This is a genomic window from Melioribacteraceae bacterium, from assembly GCA_030584085.1.
Taxonomy (GTDB): Bacteria; Bacteroidota; Ignavibacteria; order Ignavibacteriales; family Melioribacteraceae; genus SURF-28.
Map to the genome: position 1 here is coordinate 1,935,086 of CP129490.1, position 25,373 is coordinate 1,960,458.

The window sequence follows — 25,373 nt, forward strand, 5'->3', positions numbered from 1 at the left end:
TATTCTACACATATTTGCATCTTACCCAAGAAAAAATGTGAGAGAAAATGAATCAACCAAAAGTTATTTTATTCAGCACACCGACTTGCAGTTTTTGTAATACCGCTAAGCGGTATTTCAGAGAAAATAAAATTCGTTTTACAGACGTCGATGTTTCCAAGGACCAAAAAGCTGCATTAGATATGCAGAGAAAAACCGGACAAACCGGTGTACCGGTTATATTAATTAATAACAGACCAATAGTGGGTTTTGACAAAAATAAAATTGATAAATTATTAAATCTATAAAGGAGAATAAGTAATGAAAGTAAAACCAATGGATGACCGCGTTCTAATTGAACCAATGCAGCAAGAATCTAAAACAGCAAGCGGTATAATCATTCCCGATTCAGCCAAAGAGAAACCGATAATGGGTACTGTTGTTGCTGTCGGAACCGATGAAGATCTGCAAGAGAAAATCAAAGTCGGTGATAAAGTACTTTATGCAAAATATGGCGGAGAAGAAATAACTGTCGAGGGAAAAGATTATAAGATAATTCAAAGAGCTGATATTTTAGCAGTAGTAGAATAAGTGTTTGTAAAGCGACGATCCTTCGTCGCTTTTTTTTATCTCCCTTATTTAGAAATTTCCGAATATACAACATAAGCGAGCAATGATACTTGCTATACAAAAAAAGGCTGCTATATTGAGCAGCCTTTTTATTTATTTATCGATTACAATTATTTCTAAAAGAATGCTGATTGACAGGCAATTAATGAAAGTGTAATCACCACTGCCCAAGCAAACATGTAAACTGTAAGTGCAAGCTTTTTCATTTTAGGTTCCTCTCTCTTCTTTCAAAATTTTTATTCTTAGTTAGTTTGTGCGGCTCTCAGGCCGCACTTAAATTTTTACAAAAAATAAATAGTATTACTTTAGAAGAATCATCTTCTTGGCTTGCATATATTCTCCTGCACTTATCCTGTATATATACGTTCCGCTCGATACCTTGCTTCCGTAATTGTTATCACCTTTCCATTCTACACTGTGTCTGCCTGCTTTTACTTCTTGGCTTAGCAATGTTCTTACTTCTTGTCCCAACATATCATATATCTTTATTGTTACATGATTTGCTTCAGGCAATGAGTAATTTATCGTTGTCGTTGGATTGAATGGATTAGGATAGTTCTGATCTATATTGTATGTCAACGGTAACTCTTCAGTATCCTCTACGCTAGTTACACTGCCTATCTTGAAATTACCCGCTGATGAATATTCCGATGTTGATCCGTCTGTCTTACTTCTTACTCTCCAGAAGTATTCTCCATCTGATAATTCAGTTACCTTTGCTTTTAATTGCTCAAGGTTTTCATACTTCGTTGCATTGCTAAAGTCTGAACTGTTAGATACTTCAACTTCGTACGAGAGGGCTGATTGTGATTGTGCGGGTAAAAACCAGGATAACGTCGGACTATTTGAACTGATCGTTACTCCTCTGGCTGGTGAGCCTACCATCGGGACTACTGCGTTGGCTCCCGGATCTACTGTGAACTTCCAAGTACTTGATGGATTTTCCCAGGTTACTCCATTATCATAAGATAACTCTACATACCACCAATATGTAGCTCCCTCAGTTAATGGTGAGTTAACACTCGCATTTGTTGTAGTTGTTGTCACAGTTTCCACGTTTGCGTTGAATAACTCTGTATTGCTATATGTTACTCTAAAATGTGTAACTCCTAACAACGAACCGGTTACATACCAGTAAAATGATGGACTCTTTGTTAAGACTACCGTATTATTTGCAGGATTTGTTTGTACTATACTTGCATTGTTGCCGGCAATTGTAAAGCTACCCTCTGCGAAATCAGAATATGGACCAGCAGGATGATCATGCGCTGCTACTGCCCAATAATAGGTTTCTCCATATTCTAAGGGGCTGGTAAAGGTGTAGAAGGTCTCATTCATATCTGCTGTTACATAGATTGAATCATTTGCTAATACTTGTGTCAACCATTCTGCCGGCGTCTTATCTTTCTTTGACCAAACAACTTTGTAATGGAACCAACCTAACGTTGAACCTTCAAAGTACCAAGAAAGTGTCGGGGTGTTTGTATAAACTGTTGGGTTACCCACAGGCCAGTTGGCTACCGGATAACTGTTAAGTCCTCCGGTTACACTAAATTCTGCAGTTGATGAATAGACAGTAGGATATCCTGTCTTCGAAGCTTTGATTCTCCAATAGTAGTACTCTCCCGGTAATAATCCGCTGCCTTGTACATACAAGTCAGTTGTAGGTCCAAATGTAAAATCTATTGTTCCGAAAGTGTTATCTGTGCTAACTTCAACTTCATAATTCACATCAACATTCATTGCACCTATCCACCAATAAAATGTTGGTGCTGTTGTGTATATCTCTAATCCACCGGTTGGATATGACGGATTAGCTGCCGTCGGTACTAAACCCGGGGCATCATATGTCGTAAATTCTGCAACTGATGAATAATTGTATTCATTTCCGTAACGTGTTCTTACTTGCCAATAATATGTTGTTGACGGATTTAAATCAGTTCCGATATATACATATGTATTTGTTCCGGCGTAAACTTCAGTTACTCCGTTTACTAAAGAATCTCCGACTACTGTATTATCTGTTGAATACATTACAGTAAAATGAGCTCCCGGCTCCCACTGCATTGTATACCAGTAGAATGTCGGGTCTAAATAATATATCGGTCCGCCTATCGGCCAACTTGGATATGCTTTTACTGCTCCGCCTTTGGTTGTGAATGAAAAAACTGAAGAATATTTGACAACTCGATCATCGAAATCGAATACATTTGATGCGCTGCCATCATCATAGTATGCACAAACTCTCCAATAAAATTTTGAACCACCGTCTAACGAGTTAACTGCTCGGTATAAATCGTTGATATTATCAAACCATAGAACTGGATTTGCTCCTTGTGCAGCAGTAATTTCAAAACTTGCCCATTGTACATAATCTGGTGCAAGTGGTTGCTCAATTATTTGCAAGAAGAACTTAAGTGAACCTTGAGCTTGGTTAATACTCCATGTAAAAGTTGCAGGATCATATAAATAAAGTTCTATATTATCGCCTGGATTCCACAAGCTAATATTAATATTTGCTACAGTTGTAAAATACCAAGGTTGTGAGGCATAATCATTACCACCTACTTCAGCAATTACCCTCCAATAATACTTTGTATTATTATTGAGAGGAATTTCAGGATGGAAATAACCATTAAATTTATAGTTATCAATTCCAGCCCCTACGCTATGTTCTAAAACGAGATCACCTACAAAATCCGTAGAAGTAGCAATTTGAATTCTATAACCGGTAGCAACACCATCATCCACCCATTCAAGAGTTGGTTTAATAGATACTCCGGTAATTGAATTTACAGGAGAAACTAGTTCAGGAACTACATCAAATGTCCAAGGTCCATTTGATGACGAAACTGGAGTATTGTCTAAAGGTGTATTGCTATCATCAATAGTCACATCCCATGTATAAGTACCATAATTAAGATTTGCACCAAAAGTATAAGGACTTGTTTCAGGTGAATTCTGAGCAAAACCATTATTTCCTGTAACATCTAAAGTATATGTTACATTCGATACAGGTGAAGCAGTACTCCATGTTAATGTCGGAGTTCTGTCTGAAGAACTGAATCCATCAGCCGGCGTGTCCAATGTGAGATCTGGAAAACCGGTTTTGAATTGAGCATCTACTGAAGTTTCTTGTTGTGCCGGATCGGAATCATCATCGGTCACAACTTCCCACCAATAATTTGTATTGAAATCTAACTGACCGCCGGGAACCGGATCACCACTATTCAGAACTCCACTCCAGACGAGTGATGTTAATAATGCATCATCATAGATATTCACTGTGTATGTGTAAGGAATTGTTCCACCTGTAGCCGGATCCCAGGTTAATGTTGGTGTCAATGTCTGGTCAGCTAATCCATCTGGAGCTAAATTTGAAGCTGCAGTCAGCTGATCAATCGTTGAGAACAAATATTCGCCGTAAATTGCATCAGTTTGATATTGTAAATAAGTTGTATATCCATAACCGTCTATTTGAACTGCCCATGAGTAGTCTGAGCTATAATTCAAGTTACCAGCGAACGGGACTGAATTTCCATTTAGATTATCATAAACGAAATCAAGCGTTTGGATTAAAGATGGAGTTCCGCTCGGATCTTCTATAATCAATATGTCATAAGGAGTTCCGTCGGCAAGTGTTGGGTCTAATCCGGCTGGTATCTCAATTGTACCACTTATTTGATTATTGAGTCCTGTTGGTGATTGACCAACTATTAAGCTAGTAAAGACAAGCAAACTAGCTAATAAGGTTAGTAGTTTTAGTTTCATATAAGCACCCTCATGCTTTGTGAATAAAATAAACTTTGGCTGGGTTTAATTTTATTTTAATCAATCTACTTTCCCTCAAAAGTAGATTTAAGTTCGTTTTCAATAAAAGAGGTAAAACTTTTTTGGCTGGTAATTTCAATATATCATGTATTTTTTAATCTGTCAAGTAAAAACTTCGAGTATTTGTCTTTTTTCCAGATATACTAAAATGCAGCCATTTTAACTAGTCAAATAATGCGAAAATAGTTAAAGACATGCAACACCAGAAATTAAAAATAAGACATTATGTGATATAAAACAAAGCCCGCCATTTTGAATTGACGGGCTATTATTCACAAAGCATTCAGGTGCTAAAAGAATGCTGATTGACAAGCGATGAGTGAGAGGGTGATCACCATCGCAAGAAAAAACATATATAAGGTTAATGCCAGCTTTCTCATTTTTCGTCTTCCTATATTTTCGTTAGTAATTTTTTAGTTAAATTCTGCGGCACTCAGACCGCAGTTAAATCGGACTAAATGAATTGCTTACTTTAATAGGACCATTTTCTTTGCTTGCATAAATTCACCGGCAACAATTTGATAAATGTATGTACCGCTAGATATTTTTTGTCCGTAGTTATTATCTCCTATCCAATTAATCGAATGCACACCGGCTTTCATATCTTGGCTTAATAGAGTTTTCACTTCTTGACCGAGTGTGTTATATATTTTTACTGTTACATAAGTAGCTTTAGGTAAAGAGTATGAAATTGTCGTAGCCGGGTTAAACGGATTCGGATAATTTTGATCAAGTGAATATGTAACCGGAACAATATCTTCTTCGACTGAGGTAACGCTATTATCGGTACTGAATTTTCCCGTGGTTGAATAATTAGAATATTCTCCATCCGCAGATTTTGTTCTAACTCTCCAGAAGTATTCAGAATTTTCTGAAAGATTATTTACTTGCTGATATTTTTGTGATGACTCAAATACTTCGCTATTTTGAAAATGGCCTGAGGTTGAGAACTCAATTTCATACGTAACATCTTCATTTCCTTGAATAGGATTGATCCAAGATAGTGTGACATTAGCTTGATTTAAAGTCACGTTATGAGGGCCACCAACTATTGGCTGTGCAATTGTTGAGCCATTATCGATCGTAAATGTTTCTATGGTTGACCAAGTACTATAAACCGATCCACCATAATATGCTCTAACTTTCCAGCTGTAAGTTGCACCGGCTGAAAGATTATTTACTGTAAAGAATGTCTTATCTGTTGTTACATAAACCCATGATGATAAGCCGCCATTATCAGAATAAGCCAGCTGATAACTTACGATTCCAAGAGTTGAACCCGTAAAATACCATCTAAAGGTTGGTGAGTCAGTATAAATTGTTTCACCACCGATAGGCATGGTTAATTCAACATTACCCGAACCTGGTCCACCTGCTAATACAAATGATTCGGTAGATGAGAAAGTAGATAAATTATTGCTTGCATCTTTTGCAGCTACAGCCCAGTAATATTGTTCCCCATAACTTAAGTCAGCAGTAACTTTCCACAAAGTCGTATAAATATTGTTGATTACAAACTGACCATCAGTTGCATCCGGTGTACCAAGATTTGTAGTTCCCCACGAACCCGTTAAATCACTTGTTGAATATTTAACTACGTAACCGGTTATTCCTAATGATGAACCATCTAAATACCAAGAAAAAGTCGGTCTATTAGTATAAACAGTTTCTTCACCAATTGGGAAATTAAGGACTGGTGTTGAACTTGTGACACCTCCGGCTATCTTAAATGTACCATAATCTGACCAATCACTATAAGAAATACCATTAAATGAACGGACTCTCCACTTGTATGTTTCGCCTGGCGTAAGCCCGGTTATTTTCTTATAAATTGATTGGCTGGTTAAAGTGTTTTCATTACCTTGAGGGCCGAATTGGATTTCGAAAGTAAGACCAAAAGAACTTCCTTCCAGATACCAATAAAATGTCGGTGAAACCGTATAGATTTCTAAATCATCTGTTGGATAAGAAGGAGTTGGAACCAGCAACGTACCGCTGCCATTTGTAATGAAGCTTTCAGCATCAGAATATTCCCCAAAAGTGCCATTATATTCTGAACGGACTTGCCAATAATATTGAGTACCAGGTAAAAGTGTCGGTAATTTTAAATAAAGGTTACTAGTTAGTGGTAATGTAATCCCACCAATTAATCTTCCGTTTCCATCAAGATCACCGGTAGTTGAAGCGACATAAGTGACTTCATATTTAACACCTGGTGCATATTGATCTAAATACCAATAAAGTGTAGGAGTGTTTGTATAAGCCAATGCTTCCCCAATTGGCCAAGAAGGTGTCGCAACTACAGTTGTTCCACCAGAAGTTGTAAATGAAGTTACATCTGAAAAGGAAATTACTTGATTACTGCTATTTAATACCACAACTCTCCAATAATACTTGCTGCCACCGCAAAGTGAAAATGTGCGATATGTGTTAGTTGTTATTTCCGTAAGTGTTGTTGTAGACCAATCCAATGCATCTGGTTGCGTAGCTTTTTTTACGATCTGTGGTTTGAATTTCATACTACCGATTGCCTGTCCAATTGACCAAGTAAACATTGTAGAATTAGTATAGATAACACTACCTTCAGCAGGATGACCAATAGATACATTTACTTCAGGTGCAGTATTAAACTCCCATGCTTTTGAGTGCTTCCAGACTCCATCTATTCTTGCAGCAACTTTCCAATAATATTTATTACCGTTGACTAATGGGAAAGTATCTTCAAGTTCACTCATTACTTTAGTAATATTATTACCTTGGTTTACATAATAAATTACGTTTGGATTAGTAGAAGGACTTGAAAAATCATTGGTAGTTGATACAAACAATGCATAACTGTTTGTGTTAGCCGCTTCAGGCCAAGTGAAAGTTGGTTCAATTGAAACACCAGTTAATCCATTTAGGGGAGTTGTAAATCCTGTCCAATTTGTAAAAGTGTCATCAATCCACCATGGAGAATAATTCACATTATCTGTAATAACTGCACCTTCGCCAAGTTGATTTGATGAATGTGTTGGACCTCTTTGGTCATCCCAATAATTATTTCTTGCATCAATAGTATTGGATGTAAGATTATTTATTCCCCACTTAGTTAAAAATTTACAATTATGAATCGCTATATCTGAACCGCCGTCAATTCTTATTGCATAATAGCTAGGGTTATAATTGAATGTAAACCCAGTAATAGTAACATTACTTGCATTTATAACTATTGCAGGTGAACTATAATTAATTACTGCACCGTCTTTACCAATTACAGTAATGCCATCGTTACTTATGCTGATCGCATTGTGAGTTCCACCTTCTACAACAATTACATCACCTTCTGAAGCTTCATTAATTGCCACTTGTAATGAAGGATAGTTTACACCAGTAGTTTCATTCGAAATTCCAGTTGGGAATGAAATACTTAATCCCCAAAGTGCTTCGCCTGTAATCTCATTATTTTCTCCGGATGTCAAATAATTTTCCCATCCACCAGTAGAAAGTTGAACTGAGGTTATGAAATTTGCAGCGCCTTCAATTTGAGTTAGGTAATTCGCTCTATCAATTTCATTAAGTGCTAAAATCGCATAAGCTGTTTCTTGTAAAGCTTCATTAGCGTCATCAGGAATTACATAGTCACTATTCCAAGCAAAGCCACCATAATTAATTTGATAGCTGACTAAGATATCTGCCAAATCGTTTATACTACTTGCTGCTGCATGTTCACCAGCGGTTGGATCATAATCTTCCCCCACAAAAGCGAGACCGTACAATGCACCAGCAAGACCAATTACATCATAATATGCATTCCCATCGAGTTCGTCAATTTCAGCTTTTACACCATCAATCCATTCGATAGTGCTAGCACCGCACATTGCGGCACCAACTAACCCGAGCCCAATATCCCAAGCTGCCATGTTAGCTTGACCACCACTTCTATATGTTCTGATATAATTAACATAGTCTTCAGTATTATAGAAGTTACCATCTCTTTCGTAGCTGCCATTAACAAGCTTATCATAAAAATTTGCTTTGACGTAATCTGTATATGTACTTACTCCAAAGATTCTATCCAATTCATCTGCTAGATATCCATCGCTTGGAGAGAAAACTGTTTTTGTTAACAATAAATCACCAGTTTTTTGCAGTGCATCGAGGAATGTTTGCTCACCTGTTTGTTGATATGCTTGTGCAAGACCCATTCCAATTGGACCAATCGTATTAGTCGGATTATTGCCTTCAAGAGGCCAACCCCAAGTACCATCGGAATTTTGCATTTCGACAAGTCGATTACCTCCAGTAATGAAGACCTCATTAATCGACTGAATAATTTCCATATAGCTAACAACTTTGTTCGTGTTTGTTGTAGAGTTATAGGATTCATTCGATCCGTCAAACGGCACTACAGGAGTTGTTTGAGCATTAAGCCCAACAAGACTTAAGAAAAAGAGTAGTAAAAACATACGTAGTAGTAGTTTGAGTTTCATAAAAGCACCCTTTATGTTTAGTTAAAAAATAGTGGCTGGATTTTTTAACTTAGTACTGTTGCTTCCCTCAAAGCAATTACATCCTTGCGACTATGCGTGTTGGCTGGTTCTCTCGTTACTTCAGAACAAAACATATTTTGGCTGGTTGTTACTTGCTTTGGCTGATTCGATTTTACTTTTTTAAAGAAGTTTAAGTTTACTGAGAAATACTAATAGAACATATGAGTTTTAAAGAATAAAATCAAGTCTATCAAAAGATAATGCATCTTATTTTTGATATATTTATTTAATGAGAATAAGATTCTTATTTAATATTTGCTTTCTTATATTGAATTTATGCTAGTAATGTCACATATTGACCACAATTTTTATTTCATCATTTACTCATTAAAATAGTTGAGAAGAAATTATGTCCACACCTTCACCTTCCCGCGAACAATGGGGTTCAAAACTTGGATTCATATTAGCAGCTGCCGGTTCAGCAATCGGTTTAGGAAACATTTGGAAATTCCCTTACGTTGTTGGTGAAAACGGTGGTTCCGCATTTATAATTATTTACCTTCTTTGCACTGCCGTAATCGGTCTGCCGGTATTAGTCGGTGAAATATTAATCGGCCGCACAACACAACGAAATCCAGTTGGTGCATTCCGTGCGTTAAGTGGTTCAAAGTTCTGGGCCGGTGTTGGCGGAATGGGCGTGATCGCAGGTTTTCTCATTTTATCATTTTATGCTGTTATCGCAGGCTGGTCAGTTGGATATATTTATCAATCAATTTCCGGTGATTTTTTTCAGTATGCTGATCCAACAAAAGCAGCAGAACATTTTGTTGATCTAACACAAAACGTTACATGGATAATGAGTTATTTTGCTTTTTTTATGGTCATAACAATGTTGGTTGTTATTTCAGGTGTTCAAAAAGGTATTGAACGAGGAAGTAAAATAATGATGCCGTTGCTTTTCATTTTACTCATATTTGTCATGATACGTGGAATTACTCTTGAAGGAGCTGAAGCAGGTATAAATTTTTTACTTGATCCCGATTGGTCTGAAGTAAACGGACAGACTTTTTTAATCGCACTCGGACAAGCTTTCTTTACTTTAAGTATGGGAATGGGTGCAATGCTCACCTATGGTAGTTACATGTCAAAAAAAGATAGCGTTCCATCCTCTGCATTTCAGATCGTAATTCTTGATACTTCGATTGCATTAATTGCTGGCATCGCAATTTTCACCTCAGTATTTGCGGTTGGTTTAGATGCAAATGCCGGACCAGGTTTAATCTTCCATACATTGCCTGTCGTTTTTACAAAGATGCCAGGAGGAGAATTTTTTGGTCCAATTTTTTTCATACTATTGACTATAGCAGCCTTGACTTCAGCCATGTCTTTACTTGAAGTTATAACTGCATATTTTGTTGATGAAAAAAAATGGAGCCGGAAAAAAGCTGTAATTGTTTTTGGCGGTGTTACATTTTTACTTGGGATTCCATCTGCCCTATCGTTCAATATACTTTCTGATTTTTCAGTGTTTGGTTTGAACTTTTTTGATTTAGTTGATTATATAACTTCCAATATAATGCTTCCTTTAGGCGGATTTTTAATCGCAGTGTTTATCGCTTACGTTTGGAAATTTGATAAAGCACTTGTTGAATTAAAAAATGGTGCGGAAAATTTATTTAATAAATATCCATTACTGATTACATTGTGGCAGATATTTGTCAAATATTTTGCGCCTGTACTTATTTTCTTAGTCCTATTACATTCAATGGGAATATTAGAAGCACTTGGTATGTAGTTAATCTATTTCCTAAAATAAATAAAGAGGATAATGAAAAAATCATTAGCTGCTCTCGTAACCTATTCAATAATATTTGTTATTCTTATTTTATGGGGTGTTTCTTTCTTTGAAACAGTCTGGGTTTTTCCCGGAAATTTTGAATCAATAGGTAATTTCCCTTCCAAAGATATTCCAATCGGCTCAATTCCTTTCATGGTTATTGCTTTACTCGGTACCGGTATTTTTGTTTCGATCAAATTAGGGTTTCCGCAACTAAGATATATTTGGCATGGGATAAAAGTTACAGCCGGAATTTATGATGACCCAAATGATCAGGGAGACTTAAATCACTTCCGTGCTTTAACTACTGCATTATCTGCTACAGTTGGTATTGGAAATATTGCCGGCGTTGCAACCGCACTATATTACGGTGGTCCAGGTGCAATTTTTTGGATGTGGGTAACTGCTTTCTTCGGAACTACATTGAAATTTTCGGAGTGTACACTAGCTCTCCATTATAGAAGTTTCGATAGCACAGGTAAAACTCAAGGCGGTCCGATGTACACTATCGAGAGAGGTTTAGGACCTAATTGGAGATGGCTCGCTGTTGCATTTGCCAGTTTTGCAATTATTTGTTCATTCGCAACCGGTAATGCTATTCAATCATTTACAGCTTCAGATCAAATCTATTCTGAAGTGATACAAATTGTAGGTTCACAACATTTTCTTACATCAAAGTTTGCTGTCTTTGAAGGATTCCAGCTTTCAATTCAACAAATTATAAATGGTTTTCTTTTAGTAAGTGTTGTCGGCGCTGTTATTATTGGTGGTATTAATAGAATCGGTAAAGTTACCGGTTTATTAGCACCAATTATGGCCGCAGTTTATGTTGTTGCTTCTTTGCTTATATTATTTGCAAACTTCGATTCTCTCGGTCAAAGTATTATGTTAATTTTTGAAATGGCTTTCAATCCACCTGCTCAAGTTGCAGGTGTTGCCGGGGGTATGTTTTTATTTATTCTAAATACCATGATGTGGGGAATTAAACGAGGATTGTATTCAAATGAAGCCGGACAAGGATCAGCACCAATTGCACACTCAACCGCAAAAACAAAGTATCCGGTAAGAGAAGGTTCTGTTGCACTTCTCGAACCATTTATTGATACCATTCTTATTTGTTCACTAACCGGACTAGTGATTCTTTCAACTGGTTCTTGGCATCACACAGAGTTTTATGTGAAGTTTATAGATCCAAATTTTACCGGTGAAATGATGAACAGCAGTATTTTGACTTCATACGCATTTAAAGTTGGATTAAGTTGGTTATTTGCCTACGGTGATAAGATTGTAACGATATCAGTTTTGTTATTTGCAATCTCTACAGCAATAAGTTGGTCTTATTATGGCGATAGAGCGTCGGATTATTTATTCGGTGAAAAATCAATTAAAATTTACAAATGGGTATTTCTCCTTTTTGTATTTATTGGTGCTATCGCTGAACTTGAAGCTGTTTGGGGATTTGGTGATGCGGCACTTGGTTTTATGACTTTCCCAAATTTAATTTCAATTATTCTTCTTTCTGGTTTTTTGAAAAAAACTACTAAAGAATATTTTTCTTACAAACACCTTACTTATAAAGAGTATGTAGCTAAAGGTGAAACCTCAGCGAAACATGAATTAGAACCATAGCCTTTTCTAACCTTCGAGATTGAAGAAATATATTTCATTTCAGTCTCGAAGGTTTCATATTTTTATAATCTTTTATTTGTAACATTCCATTAATATATTTGCGAAGCAAAAATTAGAACTTTACGGAGATAGAATGGCAAACATCAACAAGATTAAGGGTAGGATTGGAATTTTAACCGGTGGTGGCGACGTACCCGGATTGAACCCCGCAATTCGTGCTGTAACTATACGCGCTAACAGAGAAGGTTATGAAGTTATCGGTATTCGCCGTGGTTGGGGCGGTATGATTGAAATGCAACGCGACGATCAGTACGATAATAGCAGAAACTATATTAAACTGACTGAGGAATTAGTTAACAAAGTTGGCAGAACCGGAGGAACTTTTCTTCATTCTTCAAGAACACGAGCTTCACATGTACCTAAAGTAAATGTCCCCACACATTTAAAAGACAAGTACACAAATGAAATTAATGATTTGACCGATGAAGTAATTAAGAATATCGATTATCTCGGACTCGATTACCTGATACCAATCGGCGGTGATGATACTTTAAGCTATGGTGTTCATCTTCATAATCAAGGAATGAAAGTCATTGCAATTCCTAAAACAATGGATAACGATGTGCCAGGTACAGACTATTGTATCGGGTTTAGTACTTGTGTGACTAGAACAATTGAATTAACGCATATGTTAAGAACATCTGCCGGTTCTCATGAAAGATTTTTAGTTATTGAAGTTTTCGGAAGATATGCTGGTTTTACTGCCTTGCTTCCTACAATGGCCGGAGCAGCAAACCGTTGCATTATACCGGAGCATAAGTTTAATGTTGAGCAGTTGACAGAACTAATGACTTACGACAGACAAAAAAATCCAAGCAATTACTCTGTTTGTTTAGTTTCAGAAGGCGCAATGTTTGACGGACAAAGTGATATGGTTTTTGAAAACAGTGAAATGGATATGTTCGGTCACAAAAAACTTGGCGGTATCGGCGACATGGTTTCAAGTAAAATGAAGGAACTTTCACCGAAGTTTAATAACGGACAACGTGTAAATGTAATCAATCAACGACTTGGTTATATTGTCAGATGCGGTGATCCAGATGCTATTGATTCTATTGTACCAATGGCGTTCGGGAACTTAGCTCTCGATTTAATACTTGAAAATACTTCCGGAAGATTAGTAACTCTTAAAAACGGACGATATGATAACGAACATCTTGAAGTTGTGACAAGTTTCAAGAAAAAAGTTGACGTAGATAAATATTACAATACCGAAAGACTTAGACCATTCTACAAGAGTTTTGAATCAAAACCGTTATTTATTATGGCAAGTGATTAAAATTAAAAGCCCGACTTCTTGAAGAAGTCGGGCTTTTTTTTAGGCTAATTTTAGATTGGCAAATTTAATTAGAAGTGTTTTAACGCCGTGTTCTTCAAAATCGATTGTAATCTTTTGCGAATCACCGGTTCCCGAAATCGATTGAATTTTACCTTCACCAAAAACTTCGTGCTGAACTCTGCTTCCGACTCTAACTGATCTTCTCTCTTGACTATATTCATCATCATAACTTTCTTGATAAAATTCATCGTAGTCGGTTGCTTTTTTTCTTCTACCGGATTTTCTTCCCGTACCGCCATTTAATTCGGCATAAGTAGCCGGATCAATTTCATCCAAAAACCTCGATCTACTTTGGTAAGCAACTTCACCAAATCTGTATCTCGATCTAGCATAAGTGATAAAGACTTTTTTCTCGGCTCTAGTTAACGCGACATAAAATAATCTTCTCTCCTCTTCATCGTTTGCATCCATATCAAATTTAGAATTGAGTGGGAATAAATCTTCCTCGCAGCCAGTAACAAAAACGATCGGGAATTCTAAACCTTTGGATGAATGAATCGTCATTAGAGTAACACTATTTTGAGATTCATCCATTTGATCCACACCGGCAATCAACGAAACCTCTTCAAGAAAATTATCGAGCGTAGCATCTTTATTCTCCTCTTGATACTCTTGAATTGCTCTCAATAATTCTTGAACGTTTTCATATCGTTGTCTAGAATCTTGTGAGTTCTCTTCTTTGTAAATTCTTAGAATTCCTAATTCATCAATTAATGCTGAACTTAATTCCGCGATCGAGAGTTGGTCTTTCAATTCAATGTATTTGTCCAAAAGTTGTTTGAATTGCTTAACATTTTTTTGAATTCTTTCTTTTACAGCAATAACTTCGAAAACCCTTGACATCGTAGTGAAAAGACTTAGATCCAACTTACGCGCAAATTCAATCATCTTCGAAATTGACGTATTTCCAATTCCTCTTTGAGGAAAGTTCATTATTCTTAACAAACTTTCTTCATCCTCCTGGTTAGCTAAAATTCTTAAGTATGCGATAATATCTTTAATTTCTTTACGACGGTAAAATTCAACACCACCGACAATTTTGTATGGAATTTTATCTCTTCTTAATGCTTCTTCCAACGCTCTTGATTGTGAGTTAACACGATAAAGAATTGCAATATCATTTAATGAAATTTTCTTTTGTGAAACTTCCTTCTTAATTCGTTTACTTATTTGAAAAGCTTCATCTTTTTCATCGGCACATTTTAGAATTGTGAGCTGTTCGCCATCGTTATTTTCCGTCCAAAGTGTTTTCTTGATTTGATTCTTATTGTTTTTGATAACAGAATCTGCTGCCTGTAAAATTACTTTTGTTGATCTATAATTTTGTTCAAGTCGAAATACTTCGGCTTTATCAAAGTCGCGTTCAAAATCTAACATGTTGCCTATATGTGCACCGCGCCATCCATAAATACTTTGAGCATCATCACCAACAACGCAAACTTTTGTCCTTGGTGTATAAAAGAATTTAATTATTTCGTACTGAGCTTTGTTAGTATCTTGAAATTCATCGACCAAGATATATTTGAATTGTTTTCTATAATTCTGTAAAACTCTCTGATTGCTATTAAATAATTCAATCGGTTTGAGCAATAGATCGTCAAAATCCATTGCGTTATTTACTTTTAATCTTCTGTTATATTCTCTATAAACTTTTGCAATTTGTCTTTCTTTTGGGGTTTGGGCAAAATCCTTTTCATATTCATCCGGATTAATCATTTGATTTTTCAAATTGCTAATGCGGTGATGAATATTATTCGCACTTAATCCTTCGATATCAATTTCCAACTCTTGCATAAGGTTACCTACAAGAGAAACCGAGTCTTCTTTATCGTATATTGAGAAATTGTGATTATAATTTAATTTATCTGCTTCCATTCTAAGAATTCTAGCAAGTATAGAATGGAAAGTGCCCATCCATATTTTTTCTGCTCTTTTACCAACTAACTGAGTAATTCTTTCTTTCATTTCATTAGCGGCTTTATTTGTAAATGTAAGCGCTAAAATGTTCTCAGGTTCAAATCCATCAGCGAGAATGTATGCAATTTTATGAGTTAATACCTTAGTTTTTCCTGATCCTGCACCGGCTACAATCATATGGGGTTTGGAATTGAATTCTACCGCTCCGGCTTGGGCTGGATTAAGTGTTTCTAAAATCTTTGATTTCGACATGTAAATCCCGATTTTTTGAAAATTTAGTTTGCAAATATACGCAATACTTAATAATTAAACAAAAAATCCGGCTTACTAAATTCTAAAGCAAAAAACCGGGCGATAAACCCGGTTTTTGATCGTTTTTCTTAAATATTTTTTAAAAAATCTATATAAGGAGTTTACCCTTTTTCATTATAAGTCTATCATCAAAATAGACATCAGGTTGTTTGATCACTCCATCCAAATGTAAAGGAACATGAACTTTTCCGCCCATGCTTTTATTATCACCGAGCGCAATATGTACAGTCCCTAAAACTTTTTCGTCTTCTAGCAACATTCCGCTTAATTTTGCCTTATCATTCGTACCGATTCCAAATTCTGCGATATTCCTTCCTTTATCTCCAAATTTTGAAATCATTTTCCATAATTGCTCAGCTTCTCTCCCTCCGGAAATTTCAGTTGCAAGACCTTTTTCAACTTTTATTTTGATTGGAGTTTTCAACATTCCAACTCCTGCAAAAGAACCGTCAGCAATAAAAACACCCTCAGATTTGCCTTCAATCGGAGCAAGAAAGGCTTCACCGGTTGGAAGATTACCGCTTTCCCCTTTTTTATGAAATAAGCCTTTACTTGGAATGACTTTACGATTTGCAACAGGCAGTGTAATATCCGTACCTCTTGCAGTAGTAACACGCACAACATTAGTTTTCTCCAAGCGTTTTTTTAGTTTAAGAGTTAAAGCGGCAATTTTTTTATAGTCTGCGTTCAATCCGCGTATCATTACCTCTTTTGTAATTCCCGGGAATGTTGCAACTCTGACTCCCGAAGCCGAAGCATTTCTCCTAGCGTCTGTATGTGTTAATGACTTTGCGGTTGGACAAAGAACAACATCAAATTTTTTCATTAGGTCGGCTACATACACCGGTGGTTCTTCACCATTAATTTCGCGTGATTTCATTTCGATAAATAAAGCTTCGTGACCTAAAGATTTCGCATTTTCATAAAGTGATAATCCGATTTCGCGTTTGAGCTCATCTGTAACTACAAGAATTGTTTCTTTCTTCTTAGCTCCCATACAGTCTCTTATAGCTATTTGGGAAGCTTTGTCTAATTTTGTTAGTGCCATATAATCTCCTTAAAGTGGAAAACCAATATTAAGTTGAACTGCGGCAGCAAATCCACCCTTTTCAATAAAAGGTGAATTTACCGATGCGATAGGGTAACTAATTCCGTCTGAGTTTTGAACGGAATCAATTTTATAGAAGTGATACATTGCAGAACCTTCAATGCTGATGTAACCTTCAATTAAATTAATTATCAAACCTGTGCCCACATAATAACCAATTTCAGTCTCATCGTTTGTGTAAGCCTCGTCGCTGATTTCTTCATCATTTACAAAAAGTTTTTCTTTGAATTCGATGTTATAAAAAGTTACTCCACCTTCTATCAGTTTAAGATTTAGAAATGAGAAAACCGGAAATCCGAAATCGATACCAATTCCCCAATGATTAGTAATTAATTCCAAATCTAATTTCGATGGATCTGTACCTGTGGTAAATTCGAAATTCTTTGTTTCTTTCGAAAATTGAAAAAATCCTTTTGCAGTGATAAATACTTTATTGAAATCCGCTCTTAGTATATTTGCTCCGGCTCTGAATCCGGTTGCTTTTTCAAAATTAATTGTTCCGGATTGCGGCGACAAATTATTATGTACTGAATTTAATGATTGATTCAAACCGGATGCTTCATAAGTATGTATACCGTAACCACCGTAAAAACCACTTAAACCGAGGCAACCGAATCCGAATGTTTGGGCGTTTAAAGATGAAAACCCGAGTAATAAAAATATTGATATGAATGTATATTTTTTCATTTATTCCAAAAAAGAGTATTGATGTCTTAAAGTACAAAAAATAAGCTTAAACCACATCATTTAATGGTGTAAAAACGAATAAACTTTTTGCTTTCCAATTGTGTAAGAAATAGTAAAACTCTCTGCTCAATTTGTTCGTAATCTGTAAATTTCTCCTGAGCTAACTTAACTAGATCTTCCGATTTATTTTTTCCGTCACAATTCAACCAAATAAAAGACCCTACTTCATCAAGTTCTATTCGAGCAATTTTTTCTTTCTTTGGTTTGATGATTTTATCAAACCATGTTTTCTCAAATTTATCATAGATAACAAACACTTTGTCATCTTTTATTTCATGACTACATTCCCTAACCGGAATATAATTCAGGATTTCTTTCATTTCGAACCGGAAGGATTTTCTAAACCATGTCCGCCGGGACCCATTTCGCTTCTTCGTAACATAAACGAGAAGAATAAACCGAAGAAGCCTAAAACAGAGAATATCCACATTCCGTATTCATAACCTTGTGGATTTTCTACAGATGCACCACCATAATCATTAGCCGCACCTATCATCCAATTAAATCCAGCTAAACCGACTTGCTGAATTAATGTCATTAATGAATAGGCAGTTCCTAGTCTATTTTCTTTAACAATATATGCAACTGATGGCCACATGACAGCAGGTATCAATGAAAAAGCAATTCCCATCAAAACTATTGGGACATACAATGAAATATCTGTATAAACCATCATCAGGTACACTGGCAATAATACGATCGAACCAACCATCATGAAAAGAGAACGCTTTCCGACCTTATCGACAATCAAACCAAAAATTGGGGTTGCAATCATTGCAGATAATGGAAGAATACTGTTTAAGAATCCGGCAAACTCACGTGATTCGCCATGTGCTTCAATAAAAAATTTAATCGCAAAACTTCTGAATGGAAAAATTGCAGAGTAAAAAACGATACAAAGACCAACAATGTACCAATAAGATTTCCCGAATTTGAATAAATCACTCCAAACAAATTTTTCGGTTTCTGCAGCCTCACCAAGTGAATATCTTTTTTCAGCATTTCCTTCTAAAATGAAATATGTAAATCCGGCAACTACGCAGCTTAAACCGATCATTGCGGATAAATATAACGGGTCTTGCCAGTTAGTATAAACACCGCTCGCCCAAGATGGAGAATTATCGGCTGCAACTGAACCGAGACGAGCTATAGTTAAATTTATTCCGAAAGCAAAGCTAAGTTCTTTTCCTTTAAACCATTTTGCAAGTGCAGTTGTGATTGCAACGATCAGTGGTTCCGCACCAAGCCCTAATAAAACTCTACCGGAAATCATTATGGTTAAATCAGGAGAAAGAGCAGTTATAATTCCGGCGACAGAACAAATTGCACCGAACATTAATGTAGATTTCTTCGTACCGTATTTATCAATGATGATTCCACCAATCAACAAAACAACAATCGCGGCTATGCTATAAAATGAATAAAGCTGTCCAATGTTTTCATCGGAATAACCCAGATCGGATTTAAGAATATCAGCAATCGGTGCAATACTATCATATACATAGTAATTGCCAAACATTGCAATACTAATTACGACAAGAACTAACCATCGATAAAATTTTGGTGGTTCTTTTCTTGCATTCAAATGTTGATCGGTCATAATTTACTCACAAGATTTTATTAGTAGATTTTTGATTCAAAGGATTAATATATTCTATTTTGATTAAGTGAACAAATAAAGATTTTTAGAATTGCATTTTTCTCATACCGATGTGGCAAATTGCAAAATCATATTTTACAGGATCATTCTCGTCAAATTTTTTAAGATTATCAGTGATCTCTTCTGCCATTTTCCATGACACATTTTTTTGTTTAGTTAATTTTAATCTAGAACAAATTTTTGCGATGTGAGTATCAACCGGTATTACAAGTTTATTTGTGGGTATTTCATACCATAAACCAAAATCAAGTTCATCTTTTCTAACCATCCATCTAAGTAATAAATTTGTCCTTTTGCATGCACTTCCTTTATATGGATCGGGAAACATGAATATCATTCCCCTACTTGGTTTTTTATGATCAGCCAGAATCTCAATCATATTTCTTGAGAAGAAGTGAATTGTATTTTTTAAATGCTGTTCTTCTTGAAAATAGTATAGAAGAAATAACTTTTTTAGTGAACCATAAGTCAAGTAAATTTTATTTAATGTACTAAACAGAGATGCAATATCTTGGGATGTATAAAACCTATGAACAATATCATTAAATAATTTATAATCTTTTTTCGGATTGTAATTTTGAATGAACTCAGAAGGCTTACGATACATGATTGTATGCAGTTTTCCAAGAGTTGTATTGATTTGCTTAACATTTCCATAGGCAAAGACTGAAGATAATAAAGCTGAAATTTCTATATCAAAATAATTGTTATATCGATGAAGAAATTCCAATGGATCGGGTGAGATTTTTGTGAAGTCAAAATACTTGTAATGATAATCTAATTTTTGTTTGAGGAGTTTTTCTTTTTTTGTCATAGGTTGTACTTGTAAGAAGAAATTTTATGAACATTGAATCAATAGTTTATAAATAACGTAAATCGAATCTTACTTAGCCAACCGAATTAACTCAATCATTTCTCGAACTGCTTTTTCTAATCCGACAAATACAGAGCGTGCGACAACAGCTTGACCGATACTTACTTCGTCAATATCTTCAATCGCTATGAATTGTTTCATATTATTGTAATTTAGTCCGTGACCGGCATTTACGCCAAGACCCAATTTTTTCGCATGTTTCGCGGCCATTCTTATTTTTTCGAGTTCATCAAACATATCTTCTTCCGAAACAGCGTTTGCATAATTACCAGTGTGAATTTCTATAAAGTCGGTTTCAATTTCGGCGGAGGCGTCTATCTGTGCAATTTCCGGTTCAATAAAAAGTGAAACCGGAATTTCGGCTTCGTGCATTCTTTCAATTGTTGTCCTAAGATGATCAATATTATCGATTACATTAATTCCACCTTCTGTTGTGAGTTCTTGCCTCTTTTCAGGAACGATTGTAACTAATTCCGGCTGAACATCTATTGCAATTTTGATTATCTCTTCAACGGCAGCCATTTCAAGATCTAATTTTGTAGTCAACATTTCTCGCATCAAACGCAGATCTCTTTCGTTTATATGTCTTCTATCTTCACGCAAGTGTACAACTATTCCATCAACACCATATTGTTCTGCCATTAAAGCATACGTAACAGGATCGGGATTGACTTCCATTCTTGCATTTCTTAAAAACGCAACGTGATCGACATTCAGACTAAATAACATTCTGCCACCTATGATTTTGAATTAACGAAATAAAAATAGAGAATATTTTATATTTCTTAAAATAATCTTGATAATAATTCACTTATACTTTCAGTTTTACCACGAATAGTTGAAAAAAGATCGATTCCCAACATGATTGCAAAATGAATAAAGACTCCATATAAAAATGATCTTGTACGTAATGCAACAATTCCTAAAATTATTCCTCCGATAATCGAGCTGAAAGTTTCAAGTTCAGGTTTGCCGTTATGTAGGATAACAAACGGAATCATCTGAATAAAGACAGCATAATATCCAAACTTTTTTTCTAAACCGAACAGCATAAAACCGCGCCAAATAAATTCCCAAGCGAATAAGTAAATCAGCATGCCGATTTCATAAATAAGAAAAATCGTCCAATCACTTTTTGCCGTTTGAAGATGTGGATACTTTGCAGCGAATTCTGGCGATGCTGAGACAAGCCAAAGAACCGGGAGCATTACTGCAATTGAAATTAACGTAACAATAAAACCAAATTTGTAATCACCAAACTTGATTCCGTAATCGGAGATTTTTTCTTTGAAGATAAAAAGAATGATTAAAGAAGGAAGTAAAAATAAAGTGACAAAATCACCAATAAACCAGAATAAATATTCGAAGAGTTTAACAAATTGATTGTCGGCGAAATACTGATAATAAAAATTAGCTCTGAAAAATTTTCTTGAAGTGTAATACCAAGAGATAGTTTGAAGAACCGCAACAGCAAGAAAAATAATCACCACTTTTTTGTCGAGTGATTTGAGTTGATTCCATTGCTCTGCTATTTCTTTTTTGAGTGATTGCATATCGCTTTGTGACTCTTTGTGCACTTAGTGGTTAATAATTAATTTGCCAAATATTCTTCCAAATACTTAAAGTTTGGTGTCAACTCACCTTTATAAACAACACATGCATTTTTTAATTCATCGCTTAAATTCAATTGCTCAAAATCCTTTGAATAATCTGCTTCAAATAATTTTGGGACTAACGGCATCAATGATTTACTGAACCATTCGGAAGATTCAACCGGAATTTCCGCGGGCAGATTATCAACTGTCATTAGCGCAATTCCGTTTCCGCGAAATCCATCTTCAATTGAGTTTGTTTTAGGATCGTAAATGAAAACGGGATTTCCGGAAAGTGTTGCTTTTTCTGTCATTTCTATTGAGCCGTTTATGTCACAACTTAAATCTGCAATTGCAATTAAGTTTTTAAGATAATTATTTGCAATAAATTCTTTTGTAACTAATCGTGGATATTTTTCTTCCCAATAAATTGCGTTGACCAATAAATTTACCTTAGGTAAATATTGATCAAACTTAGACTGATATTTTTCCGGTTCGTTGTAGTATTCTTCTAAGTCAAAATTACTTCCGTCAATCCGTTCAACAATATCTTCTTCTTTGAAAACAACTTTATAGATTTTGTTTTTTTCTAACTTGACAGTAACTAACTCACTTGGCGAAATTTGTGTCACCGGAAGTAAATCTATTATTTTTTGTGCACCGATTGATACATTTCCATAACCTGTAATTCCTATAACTAACGGATTTATTTCATCAGGTAATTCTAAATTTTCTCCCAACATTTTGATTTCTTCCTTGGCTGTTTCCAAGTCGGGATAATCTTTTGCTTGCTTTATTTTTTCAAATGGATTTGGAGTTCCTAACGCACTTAATCTTTTCCCGAGAGTAGACAAACCATTAACCATTCCGGCATAACCGGCATGTCTACCAAAGAAAACGAGTCTTCGATCATTTTCATCTTTAATGGGTTCATAATCAATAAGTGTGCATTTTTTATCGATGAGGATTTGAAGCAAAGGCATATTGTATGGCTGCCCTTTAATCGTGTGAGAGAAGAATAAATAGATTTTATTCTCGAGAATATGTTTTATAGGAATTTCTTTTACGGCAAGAATGATTTCAGCTTCATCAAGAATTTCTCTCGCTTCAGCTCCGGCATCAATGTAGTCTTGATCGTCAAAAATTCTTTTTTCACATAATTGGAATAAAGTTTTAATTCCAAAATTCTTACTTAGTTCAGATACGGCTGTGGGAGTTAAGGTTACCCTTCGCTCCCACTTATTTTTTATTTCTTTTCTTATACCGAGTATCTTTTTCATTAGCCTCAATATAGTTATATATCGAATTTAATACCTTGTGCCAGAGGTAATTCTTTTCCGAAATTAATTGTATTTGTTTGGCGACGCATATATGCTTTCCATGCATCAGAACCTGACTCACGACCTCCGCCGGTTTCTTTTTCACCACCAAATGCTCCACCGATTTCCGCACCGGATGTTCCGATGTTAACATTTGCAATTCCACAGTCACTTCCCCATGCTGATAGGAATTCTTCTGTTTCTCTTACATCGGTTGAGAAAATGGCAGATGATAGTCCTTGTACAACATTATTTTGTATTTCAATAGCATTGCTGACTTCACCCGAATATTTAATTAAATATAGTAACGGAGCGAATGTTTCTTCTTGAACAATTTGAAAATGGTTTTCTACTTCGGCAATTGCCGGTTTAACATAACAACCGGATTCATAACCTTCACCTTGCAAAACTTCACCGCCAAAAATTATTTTACCGCCTTCTTCTTTTACTTTTTTGATTGCGTTTGTGAAATCTTCAACTGCAGCTTTATCGATGAGCGGGCCAACATGATTCGAAGCATCCAATGATGTCCCGATTTTCAATGTGGCGTATGCTTTTAGTAATGAGTCTTTTACTTTATCATAGATTGATTCATGCAAGATAATTCTTCTAGTTGATGTGCATCTCTGTCCGGCAGTTCCAACCGCACCAAAAACTATTGCTGGGATAGCAATTTTAAGATCAGCATTTGGAGTTAAAATTATCGCATTATTACCGCCAAGCTCCAGTATTGTTCTTCCGAATCTTTTTGATACAACCTGTGCTGCATGTCTTCCAACCGATGTAGATCCAGTAACAGAAATTAACGGAACTCTTTTATCATTCAGCATTCTTTCGCCTACAGTTTTTCCTCTACCAATTACGAGTGAGAATAAACCTTCGGGCAATTCGTTTTCTTTAATAACGTCAGCAAGAATGTTTTGAACTGCAATTGCAGTTAACGGTACTTTGGATGAAGGTTTCCAAATGTTTGTATCACCGCAGACTGTCGCAATCATTGCATTCCACGACCAAACTGCAACCGGAAAATTAAATGCGCTAATCGTTCCGACAATTCCAAGCGGATGATATTGATCATACATTCTATGATTTGGTCTTTCGGACTGCATGGTAAAACCGTAGAGTTGACGAGAAAGACCAACTGAAAAATCACAAATATCAATCATCTCTTGTACTTCGCCCAATCCTTCCTGCAAAGATTTACCCATTTCGTATGAGACTAATTTGCCAAGCGGTTCTTTGAATTTTCGTAATTGTTGTCCTACAAGTCTAACAACTTCACCTCTTTTGGGTGCGGGTATTCTTCTCCACTTTAGAAATGCTTCATGAGATATTTTTGCAACGGTTTCATAATCTTCTTCCGATGCTTGATAAACTGTCGCGATATGTTTTCCATCAACCGGTGATTTGACGTCTAATTTATCACCTGATTTTTGTCCATACCACTTTAATCCAGTAGATGCACCAAGATTTTCATCTTTGATTCCAAGTACTTTTAAGAAATCCATTTTTTCCTCCATATCAAAATCATTTAAATGATGATTTGATTCCGGTTTGTTTCATTATTGATAGTAAGTTTATTTTTTTCATTTTGTTTTCGATATCAACTTGCACATCAGCAAAGAGATTTAAAAAATATTTATTAAATGTCTGTGAAACATTTTTCTGTTTACCGCCATTTTTGTTTACATCTAAATGGAATGCTTTTCTGTCTTCAATAGCGCAGTAAATCTCTTGAAGATGCAAAACTTTCGGATCTTTATTTAATAAAAATCCTCCACTTGTACCCTGCGTACTTTTTACGATGTCACTTTTAGTCAGCAAAGACATCAATCTTCGCAGCTTCGATGCATTTGTTCCAATATATTCTGCGATCTGCGAACTGTTCTGTGGAATTGGATGTTTGGATGCTAAATAACTTAACGCTTTGACTGATGTTGATAATTTTGTAGATGCTGACATAATTTTCTTTATTTGTTACAGTAAGTGTAACATATTCAGAATTGAAAGGCAAGTCATTATTGTAAAACGATCATCCATGGTCGAATATTTTGGACTAACAAATTT

The 25,373-nt window shown here is 35.6% G+C and carries 18 protein-coding genes; 5 read left to right on the plus strand and 13 right to left on the minus strand.

The annotated features are described in order from the left end of the window. Positions 1-47: 47 nt before the first annotated feature. Complete coding sequence (locus QY331_08845; GenBank protein ID WKZ68060.1) at positions 48-287, plus strand: glutaredoxin domain-containing protein; 240 nt, start codon at positions 48-50, stop codon at positions 285-287. A 13-nt stretch (positions 288-300) separates the two neighbouring features. After that, the gene (locus tag QY331_08850) at positions 301-570 is read left to right on the plus strand and encodes a co-chaperone GroES (protein ID WKZ68061.1); all 270 of its coding nucleotides are present in this window, start codon (positions 301-303) and stop codon (positions 568-570) included. A 339-nt stretch (positions 571-909) separates the two neighbouring features. Here QY331_08850 and QY331_08855 read toward each other — a convergent pair whose 3' ends face one another. Further along, positions 910-4,380, minus strand: coding sequence for a FlgD immunoglobulin-like domain containing protein (locus tag QY331_08855; GenBank protein WKZ68062.1), 3,471 nt, complete (start codon positions 4,378-4,380; stop codon positions 910-912). A 527-nt stretch (positions 4,381-4,907) separates the two neighbouring features. Beyond that, on the minus strand, positions 4,908-8,912 hold the full coding sequence (locus QY331_08860; protein ID WKZ68063.1) for a FlgD immunoglobulin-like domain containing protein: 4,005 nt from the start codon (positions 8,910-8,912) through the stop codon (positions 4,908-4,910). Positions 8,913-9,321: 409 nt separating this feature from the next. On the opposite strand from QY331_08860, the gene QY331_08865 reads away from it, so the two are divergent. The 3 genes from QY331_08865 to QY331_08875 all read left to right on the plus strand — a co-directional run bounded on the left by QY331_08865 (position 9,322) and on the right by QY331_08875 (position 13,717). After that, positions 9,322-10,707, plus strand: coding sequence for a sodium-dependent transporter (locus tag QY331_08865; GenBank protein WKZ68064.1), 1,386 nt, complete (start codon positions 9,322-9,324; stop codon positions 10,705-10,707). Between the two features lie 33 nt (positions 10,708-10,740). Next, positions 10,741-12,378 (plus strand): alanine/glycine:cation symporter family protein, encoded by a 1,638-nt coding sequence (locus tag QY331_08870; protein WKZ68065.1) that lies wholly within the window; start codon positions 10,741-10,743, stop codon positions 12,376-12,378. A 133-nt stretch (positions 12,379-12,511) separates the two neighbouring features. Then, on the plus strand, positions 12,512-13,717 hold the full coding sequence (locus tag QY331_08875; GenBank protein WKZ68066.1) for an ATP-dependent 6-phosphofructokinase: 1,206 nt from the start codon (positions 12,512-12,514) through the stop codon (positions 13,715-13,717). Positions 13,718-13,756: 39 nt separating this feature from the next. Here QY331_08875 and QY331_08880 read toward each other — a convergent pair whose 3' ends face one another. The 11 genes from QY331_08880 to QY331_08930 all read right to left on the minus strand — a co-directional run bounded on the left by QY331_08880 (position 13,757) and on the right by QY331_08930 (position 25,268). After that, positions 13,757-15,946 (minus strand): UvrD-helicase domain-containing protein, encoded by a 2,190-nt coding sequence (locus QY331_08880; protein ID WKZ68067.1) that lies wholly within the window; start codon positions 15,944-15,946, stop codon positions 13,757-13,759. A 148-nt stretch (positions 15,947-16,094) separates the two neighbouring features. After that, positions 16,095-17,054: an aminopeptidase gene (locus tag QY331_08885; protein ID WKZ68068.1), complete on the minus strand. Its 960-nt coding sequence runs from the start codon at positions 17,052-17,054 to the stop codon at positions 16,095-16,097. A 9-nt stretch (positions 17,055-17,063) separates the two neighbouring features. Continuing rightward, the gene (locus QY331_08890; protein ID WKZ68069.1) at positions 17,064-17,801 is read right to left on the minus strand and encodes a hypothetical protein; all 738 of its coding nucleotides are present in this window, start codon (positions 17,799-17,801) and stop codon (positions 17,064-17,066) included. A gap of 56 nt (positions 17,802-17,857) precedes the next feature. Continuing rightward, a complete protein-coding gene (locus tag QY331_08895) occupies positions 17,858-18,181 on the minus strand; it encodes a PqqD family protein (GenBank protein ID WKZ68070.1) in 324 nt (107 codons plus the stop codon). Then, on the minus strand, positions 18,178-19,461 hold the full coding sequence (locus QY331_08900) for an MFS transporter (GenBank protein WKZ68071.1): 1,284 nt from the start codon (positions 19,459-19,461) through the stop codon (positions 18,178-18,180). Before QY331_08900 ends, QY331_08895 begins: the two co-directional genes overlap by 4 nt. Before the next feature lie 85 nt (positions 19,462-19,546). Beyond that, entirely contained in the window at positions 19,547-20,335 is a 789-nt protein-coding gene (locus QY331_08905) for a TIGR02757 family protein (GenBank protein ID WKZ68072.1), read from the minus strand. Positions 20,336-20,404: 69 nt separating this feature from the next. Then, positions 20,405-21,124, minus strand: coding sequence for a pyridoxine 5'-phosphate synthase (locus QY331_08910; protein WKZ68073.1), 720 nt, complete (start codon positions 21,122-21,124; stop codon positions 20,405-20,407). Positions 21,125-21,180: 56 nt separating this feature from the next. Further along, the gene (locus tag QY331_08915) at positions 21,181-21,948 is read right to left on the minus strand and encodes a hypothetical protein (protein ID WKZ68074.1); all 768 of its coding nucleotides are present in this window, start codon (positions 21,946-21,948) and stop codon (positions 21,181-21,183) included. A 38-nt stretch (positions 21,949-21,986) separates the two neighbouring features. Further along, a complete protein-coding gene (locus QY331_08920; protein WKZ68075.1) occupies positions 21,987-23,267 on the minus strand; it encodes a bifunctional lysine ketoglutarate reductase /saccharopine dehydrogenase family protein in 1,281 nt (426 codons plus the stop codon). 14 nt (positions 23,268-23,281) lie between these two features. Next, positions 23,282-24,814, minus strand: a complete 1,533-nt coding sequence (locus tag QY331_08925; GenBank protein ID WKZ68076.1) for an aldehyde dehydrogenase family protein — start codon at positions 24,812-24,814, stop codon at positions 23,282-23,284. 19 nt (positions 24,815-24,833) lie between these two features. Next, the gene (locus QY331_08930) at positions 24,834-25,268 is read right to left on the minus strand and encodes an Rrf2 family transcriptional regulator (GenBank protein ID WKZ68077.1); all 435 of its coding nucleotides are present in this window, start codon (positions 25,266-25,268) and stop codon (positions 24,834-24,836) included. Between the last annotated feature and the right edge of the window lie 105 nt (positions 25,269-25,373).